5 protein-coding genes and 2 pseudogenes are annotated in these 6663 nt (G+C 39.7%); 5 read left to right on the top strand and 2 right to left on the bottom strand.

Annotation, left to right across the window (positions count from 1 at the left end; genetic code table 11):
• The coding region (locus WYK_RS08490) for a YqcI/YcgG family protein (RefSeq protein WP_040374094.1) at positions 1-191 on the top strand (191 nt) is incomplete at its 5' end.
• 29 nt (positions 192-220) lie between these two features.
• On the opposite strand, the pseudogene WYK_RS08485 reads toward WYK_RS08490, so the two are convergent.
• Together WYK_RS08485 and WYK_RS08480 are read right to left on the bottom strand one after the other, a co-directional pair.
• Positions 221-768, bottom strand: a pseudogene (locus tag WYK_RS08485) (MFS transporter).
• Positions 765-2204: pseudogene (locus WYK_RS08480) on the bottom strand (FAD-binding protein). The pseudogenes WYK_RS08485 and WYK_RS08480 overlap by 4 nt, the downstream one beginning before the upstream one ends.
• A gap of 156 nt (positions 2205-2360) precedes the next feature.
• Here WYK_RS08480 and pepF point away from each other — a divergent pair.
• The 4 genes from pepF to WYK_RS23890 all read left to right on the top strand — a co-directional run.
• Positions 2361-4169: an oligoendopeptidase F gene (pepF, locus tag WYK_RS08475; RefSeq protein ID WP_040374093.1), complete on the top strand. Its 1809-nt coding sequence runs from the start codon at positions 2361-2363 to the stop codon at positions 4167-4169.
• Positions 4170-4239: 70 nt separating this feature from the next.
• Positions 4240-4980 carry an AAA domain-containing protein gene (locus tag WYK_RS26145; RefSeq protein WP_328286275.1) on the top strand — a complete coding sequence of 247 codons (741 nt, stop codon included), beginning with the start codon at positions 4240-4242 and terminating at the stop codon, positions 4978-4980.
• Positions 4977-6482, top strand: a complete 1506-nt coding sequence (locus WYK_RS08470) for an AAA domain-containing protein (RefSeq protein ID WP_328286274.1) — start codon at positions 4977-4979, stop codon at positions 6480-6482. Before WYK_RS26145 ends, WYK_RS08470 begins: the two co-directional genes overlap by 4 nt.
• A gap of 57 nt (positions 6483-6539) precedes the next feature.
• A partial coding sequence (locus tag WYK_RS23890; RefSeq protein ID WP_152526440.1) for a DUF2642 domain-containing protein occupies positions 6540-6663 on the top strand: 124 nt, incomplete at its 3' end.

Below are 6663 nucleotides of genomic sequence, written 5' to 3'. Positions count from 1 at the left end.
GAACGGAAAAAGGCGGAATCATGTCTCGTGAAAAAGTAAGAGAACGAGTAGAGAAATGGGATCATCTACCGACACACCCTGATATTTCTCATTATGGGGATCCTGAACATAATGAATGGAAGCAATTCTTTATTGGGGATGACAGTGAACCGATCCAAGGGAAGTGTCCTTTCCACCATAAAGACAGTTAATCATCTTTAGAAAGAAAAAGCAGAACTGCTCAAGAAGCAGTTGCTGCTTTTTCTTTTCTTAGGATATAAAAACCACTCCACACATAGACAAGGGAGGCAAGGTAAAAAATCGTTCCAATCGTCAAAAAATCGACGAGATACCCTGTAGCAATCACTGCAACTGCCGCTCCAATAGAAGTCCAGACATGATATTGTCCAATTTCTTTCCCGGCCTTTCCTTTATCAACATGACGAGCAAGCACCGTTTTTCAGAATTTTTTTGAACCGCTCCGAGAACGCCCATCATTATTTGTAAAAGATACACTTGCCAAACTTCTTCAACAAGGGGAAAAAACAGTAACAAGAGTGCCATTGCCCATGAATAAACCAGCAGAAGTACTTTATCGCCAATCTGGTCAGCAAGTCTACCAATGACTGGATAGGTTAAAGCGGAAGTTAAGGCGAATAAACCATATGCCCAACCAAATTGGGCATAATTGTTTCCGGTATTTTTTAATACCAAAATATAAAACGGGAAGATCATACTGCTGGCCATGCCAATCGTTCCCTGATATAAGACGAAACGACGATAATTCATTCTTGATACTCCTTATAAAACAGATTCATAAACCGTTCCTCTGGATCATACTTATGCTTTAATTTAAAAAATTCTTCCGTTCGTGGATAAGCTTCTCTTAATTATAAGGAAGAAGGATAGCTGTAATATGGGAGATAATAACTGCCTTGATGGGCAAGTGTTAGGTCAATCATCTTTTGAATGACCGCTTCTGTCTCTTTAACTGCTTTTTTTGAGGTTCCCTGATTGATCAGCATAACTAGCGCGAACATATCTTCTTTCGCATAAGACATCACCGCTTCTTCATTTTTCTCTACATAGCGTACGGTGATATTAAGCAGATTAAAATCCTTCTCCTTTTCAAGCATGGATCGCAGATCATCAATATAATCCGCAAACTCATTTACTGGAACAAAATATTCTTGCAGAGTTTCTGTTTTAGAAGCATGGTCGTAATCCATAAATGTTGAATCAGAGCGCATACTATTATTTCTCGAGATCAACTTTCCATCTGTTTTCATCGTATATGTACGTTGGATATTCCAAAAGGTATTTTTGCCTGAATCATTTATACGAGCAAGTCCAAGAAAGAATTTTGGTAAAGCAATGATGGAATCTCTTTTTAAAGAATCGTAATCTTCTAATCGTGTTTGATCAGGTGCAAGCAGATAATTGGTCAGATACATATCAGTCAGAAAACTCTCGGGGGCTACAGAGATTCTTGCCAGATGCATTTTCACTTGATCGTTTGCGAGCACTTCTTTCGTAAAATACGAATCATACTCCCGGTAATTTACCTCTTTTGTTTCGTATTGATAAAGCTTATCGTCCGTCAATTCAAGCGTCACGTCGAGAATAATCCCAAACAGCCCATACCCGCCAATCACAGACGTAAATAACTCTTGATTTTCCTGTCTGCTCACTTGAAGAATACTTCCTTCTGCTATCAAAAGCCGAAATGACTGAACGGTTTCTATTAGGGCATGATGACGAATATCCCGGCCATGAACATTCACACTAAGTGAACCGCCAACGGTAAAAATATTCTGTGATTGTGTGACCTTAAGAGCGAGATGATAAGGATTGATATACTTTTGAATATCATCCCAAGTTGCTCCGCTTTGCACAGTGATCGTCTTTTGACCGGGATTAAAAGATAGGATTTTGTTATAGGGCTTCATATCAACCATGATGGCGTCAGGATACAACGTTTGACCTCCTTGGCTGTGCTGCATCCCTGCGATAGACAGTTTATCGTCATTTTTTCCTGCCGTTTTGACGAGCTGCTGCAATTCCTGATCCGTCGTACCTGAAGCAATCGATTTTAATGCAACGGGTAGAAGATGACCCTTATCCTCTGCGATTGGTGATGAAAGCTTGGCTTGATAAGCAGTGACCGATAAAGCAAAGATCACTAAATAGCTAATCAGAACAAATATTTTTTTCAAATATGGAATCTCCTTTTTATAATATAGTGTAATTTTACACCATATCGAAGATTTTTCAATCCCTATTTTACCAATTTAGGGAATTAGGATAAAAGGAAAATTAGCCAGGGGTAACTTTCGTGCTTTATAATATAAATAGAATAATGAATGGAGGAATACACTAAAATGACTACATATAAAACAAGAGATGAAGTAAATACAGCTGAGAAATGGCGTTTAGAAGATATCTATCCTGATCAAATGACTTGGGAAAAAGATTTCAACCAAATTAGTTCGTTAACAAAAAAACTTGGTGAATATGAAGATAATATTCCGTCTGCGCAAGCTTTATTTGATTATTTATCATTAAGCGAGGAGTTGGGCTATACCTATAAAAAAGTGTATGTGTATGCGATGCTTTCTGTTGATTTGGATACACGTACTTCATCAAGCCAAGCTTTGTTAGAGAGGGCAGGGCAATTGGGTCGTAAAATCAGCCAAGCTTCATCATTCTTTATGCCTTTTTTATTAAGTCTTGAAGAATCAACACTGAAAAGCTATATTGCGGAAGTGGAAGGTCTTAAATATTTTGAAGATGATCTATTTGATTCATACCGGTATAAATCCCATGTACTAAACAAAGATCAAGAAGCAATTCTCTCTCAAATCAGCGAAGCATTTGGGTCCCCACAGAAAACATTTGGCATGATTAATAATGCGGATATTAAATTCGGGAAAGTAACCAATGATGATGGGGAAAAAGTCGAGCTTACCCGTGGTATGTACACAAAATTAATTGAAGATCCAGATCGGGCTAAACGAAAGGAAGCCTATCATGCTTACTACAAGCCCTATGTTCAACTTAAAAATACCATTGCATCTACTTTATCTGCATCGGTTCGAAATAATGTCGCCTTGTCTAAAACAAGAAATTACCCTTCTGCCCTAGAAAAATCATTATTTTCAGACCAAGTTCCGAAAGAAGTCTATGACAATCTTATTGCTGCAACGAAAGAGAATATTGCTCCCATGCATAAGTACATTAAGCTTCGGAAACAACTTTTAGGCGTATCCGAATTGCACCAATATGATATGAATGTTCCACTTGTTCAAGATGCTAAAGAAGAGATATCCTATGATCAAGCGTATGAAATCATGCTAGAAGCGTTAAAACCGCTCGGTGAAGAATATGTGGCAACTCTTGCTGAATTTAGAGAAAAACGCTATCTAGATGTACGTGAAACACCAGGTAAGCGTTCAGGTGCTTATAATCTTGGGCTCTATGGCGTACATCCGTTTATTCTGTTAAATCACCATGATGACTTGGATAGTCTGTTTACGTTGGCGCATGAGTGCGGACATGGAATGCATTCTTATTTCAGTTCAAACTACCAGCCCCAAATCAGCGCAGGGTACTCAATTTTTGTTGCGGAGGTTGCCTCAACTGTAAATGAAATTTTATTAATTCGGTATTTGCTAAACACAACAACCGACGCCCAAAAGAAAAAACACTTAATTAATCATTTCATTGACAGTTTTAAAGGAACTTTCTTCACGCAAGTCATGTTTGCGGAGTTCGAAAAAATTGTCCATGAAAAGGCGGAGAATGATGAACCGTTAACAGTGGAAGTATTTAATGATGTCTACGCGGGAATCTTTAAGCAATACAATGGGGATGAGATCCTATTTGATGAAGAGGTCAAATACGGCTGGTCACGGATTCCGCATTTCTATCGGCATTTTTATGTTTATAAGTATGCAACAGGCTATGCATCTGCAATAACAATTGCTGACAAGATTCTTTCTGGAGATCAAACAGCATTAGCATCGTACCTGAACTTTTTAAAGAGTGGAAGCTCTGAATACCCGCTTGACTTACTCAAAAAAGCAGGTGTTGATTTAACTAAGCCGGAAACCATTAAACATGCTATGGGGATTTTCAATGAACTAGTCAATGAATTTTCCGAACTCATGGAAGAGAAGCAGCAAAAATAATGGTATAGTGTAGTAACCAAAAGGCTCAATCCACAGTGATTGAGCCTTGATTTTGTAAAGGAAGAGAAAAATGAACTCAACTGTAGAATATATTAAAGAATGGCAAAAAGCCCTTCAAATTGAAATACAACATGTGAAGAAGTATGGCAGTACTCGTTATCGGGTCAGTAATGGGCACCTGCTGTCCAGCAGCGATTTATTCAGTTATTATTTTGAAACGACTGTCTCCATCCGTGTACCAGTAGGCTCCATGATTCGATTGGTATGGGGAGGGATTGAACAGGAGGGACGTGTCCTTTCATCAGAGGGGAAAAGCATCATCCTATCCTTCGAGAAGTCTTTAGGCGATTTAATTAGTGAAGCCTTTCTTTATCACGATCCATGGGAGCTCCTCGATAATCTAATCTCACGCCTTGATGAAATAAAAAAAAGCAAACAAAAACGAATTCGAGTAAAACGTTTAATGGATCCCTCTATGCCTCCCAAGCACCCGATTGCAGAAGACTCAACCAGTCTGCGTGAGTTGTTTGTCCGCTCGAAATACAATCCGATTACGTTTGTCTGGGGACCTCCAGGTACAGGGAAAACCTATACACTGGCGCGTGTTGCAGCCAATCATTACTTTAAAGGTAAAAAGATTCTGCTCTTATCGCACAGCAATCAAGCAGTCGATGTGTTAATGGAAGAACTATCAGCCTTTGTGAAGAAAAAAAGCGGTTTAAAGAAGGAGAAATTCTTCGCTATGGTACTCAAGTTGGTGAAGCACTGTCGGGACATCCTGACATCATTACGGCTCAGCTTCTCAAAATGAATGTTCCTGATTTAATACATGATAAAGAAGGTTTAGTTGACGAAAAAATGCACTTAAAACAAGATCTTTCTAGTTCATTTAGCAAACGTGATTCAGAAAAGCTGATCGATCTAGAGAAAAAACTGGTTCGAGTCCTGGAGAAAATTCGTCAAAAAGAGATGGAGTTAGTAAAAGAGGCGAAGATCCTTGGTACCACGCTTGCGAAAGCGGCGAGTGACCAAACTCTATATGACACGGAATTCGACATAGTTATTCTGGATGAAGCGAGTATGGCATACGTCCCACAGGTTGCTTTTGCCTCATCACTTGCTAAAAACCTTATCGTTTGCGGGGATTTCAAACAACTTCCTCCGATTGCTGCTGGACGTCACCCGCTAGTAACTACCTGGCTCAAAGAGGATATTTTTCACAGCACAGGTGTCGCGGAATCGGTAAAAACCGGTACGCTTCATCCACATTTATTTTTACTCAAGCAGCAGCGGCGGATGCACCCAGACATTTCAGCGTTCACCAATCGATATATTTATAATAATTTAGTCGGTGACCATCCGGATACAGCTAAAAAACGCGGAGGCATCATGACAGCCAGCCCGTTTCCAAATCAAGCAGCCATTTTACTTGATACAAGCTATTCTGGTTCTCATTGTCTTCCAGAACGGACTTCCAAGTCAAAAATGAATCCATGGCAGTTATTTATTTCGTTTCAGCTGATTCATGAAGCGTATATGGGGGGCGCACGTTCCATCGGCTATGTATCCCCCTATCGAGCTCAAGCAGCTTTAATGACCCTGTTGCTTGATGATCTATACCAGGAAGAACGGTCTCATGCCGATATTATTGCTGCAACAGTTCATCGTTTCCAAGGGAGCGAGCGGGATGTGATGATCTTTGATACGGTTGATAGTTATCCTGAACAACGAGCAGGTATGCTGCTGACTGGTAAAGACAGTGAGCGGCTGATAAATGTAGCGATTACTAGAACAAAAGGGAAATTCATTCAAGTTAGTGACACAGCATTCCTTAAGAAAACCGTGTATAAAGGAAAGGTGCTAAGACAGCTTGTAGACTATCAACAAGCGGCCGGACAAAGTATTACGAATGCTGATATTGGAAAGTGGATTCAACACCATCATCCTAAACTCATCTGGATGCATGCACGAAAACTTGAACCTGTTTTTACTGATGTGAAAAACGCCCGAGAAAGCATCGTTATTTCGCTCCCAAATCAATCAATTCTGACCCCAGAGTGGATACAAGCGTTAAACAGCAGAAAGTCATCGGTCAAACTTACCGTTATAAGTGATCAGCAAACAAGTTTAACAGCGGATTTTGTGGAAAATTCAAGAATTGCTTTTCCATTTATCATGATTGACCGCCAATATTTTTGGTTAGGTCTGCCGCTCGATCAAGGGGAAAATATCTTACCTCCTTATGTAGCTGCTAGACTTGATTCACCTTCGGTTTGTCAGCAATTTTTAGCTCAGCTTCCACAAAAAGAATAATACCTATTTACCTCTGTGCTGCATATACTGACTCAGAAACGAAGCAGCCCAAAGGAGATGAGCGTTATGGATAATATGAAGTGGACCCTTACAGATCCCTATGTGTATCAAACATTGACGGGTATTATAGGAAAAAATGTGATTGTTCAAACTGCCAAAGGTTCCGTTACTGGTGTATTAC

Origin of the sequence: Peribacillus psychrosaccharolyticus ATCC 23296 (assembly GCF_000305495.1) — a bacterium.
Lineage (GTDB): Bacteria > Bacillota > Bacilli > Bacillales > DSM-1321 > Peribacillus > Peribacillus psychrosaccharolyticus.
Note: the sequence above shows the minus strand (reverse complement) of the source record. Positions and strands in the feature narration are given on the sequence as shown.

Bases quoted from the DNA above. Each gene is read 5' to 3' on its own strand.
- WYK_RS08470 (WP_328286274.1), top strand. From the start codon at position 4,977: ATGAATGTTCCTGATTTAATACATGATAAAGAAGGTTTAGTTGACGAA.
- WYK_RS26145 (WP_328286275.1), top strand. From the start codon at position 4,240: ATGAACTCAACTGTAGAATATATTAAAGAATGGCAAAAAGCCCTTCAA.
- pepF (WP_040374093.1), top strand. From the start codon at position 2,361: ATGACTACATATAAAACAAGAGATGAAGTAAATACAGCTGAGAAATGG.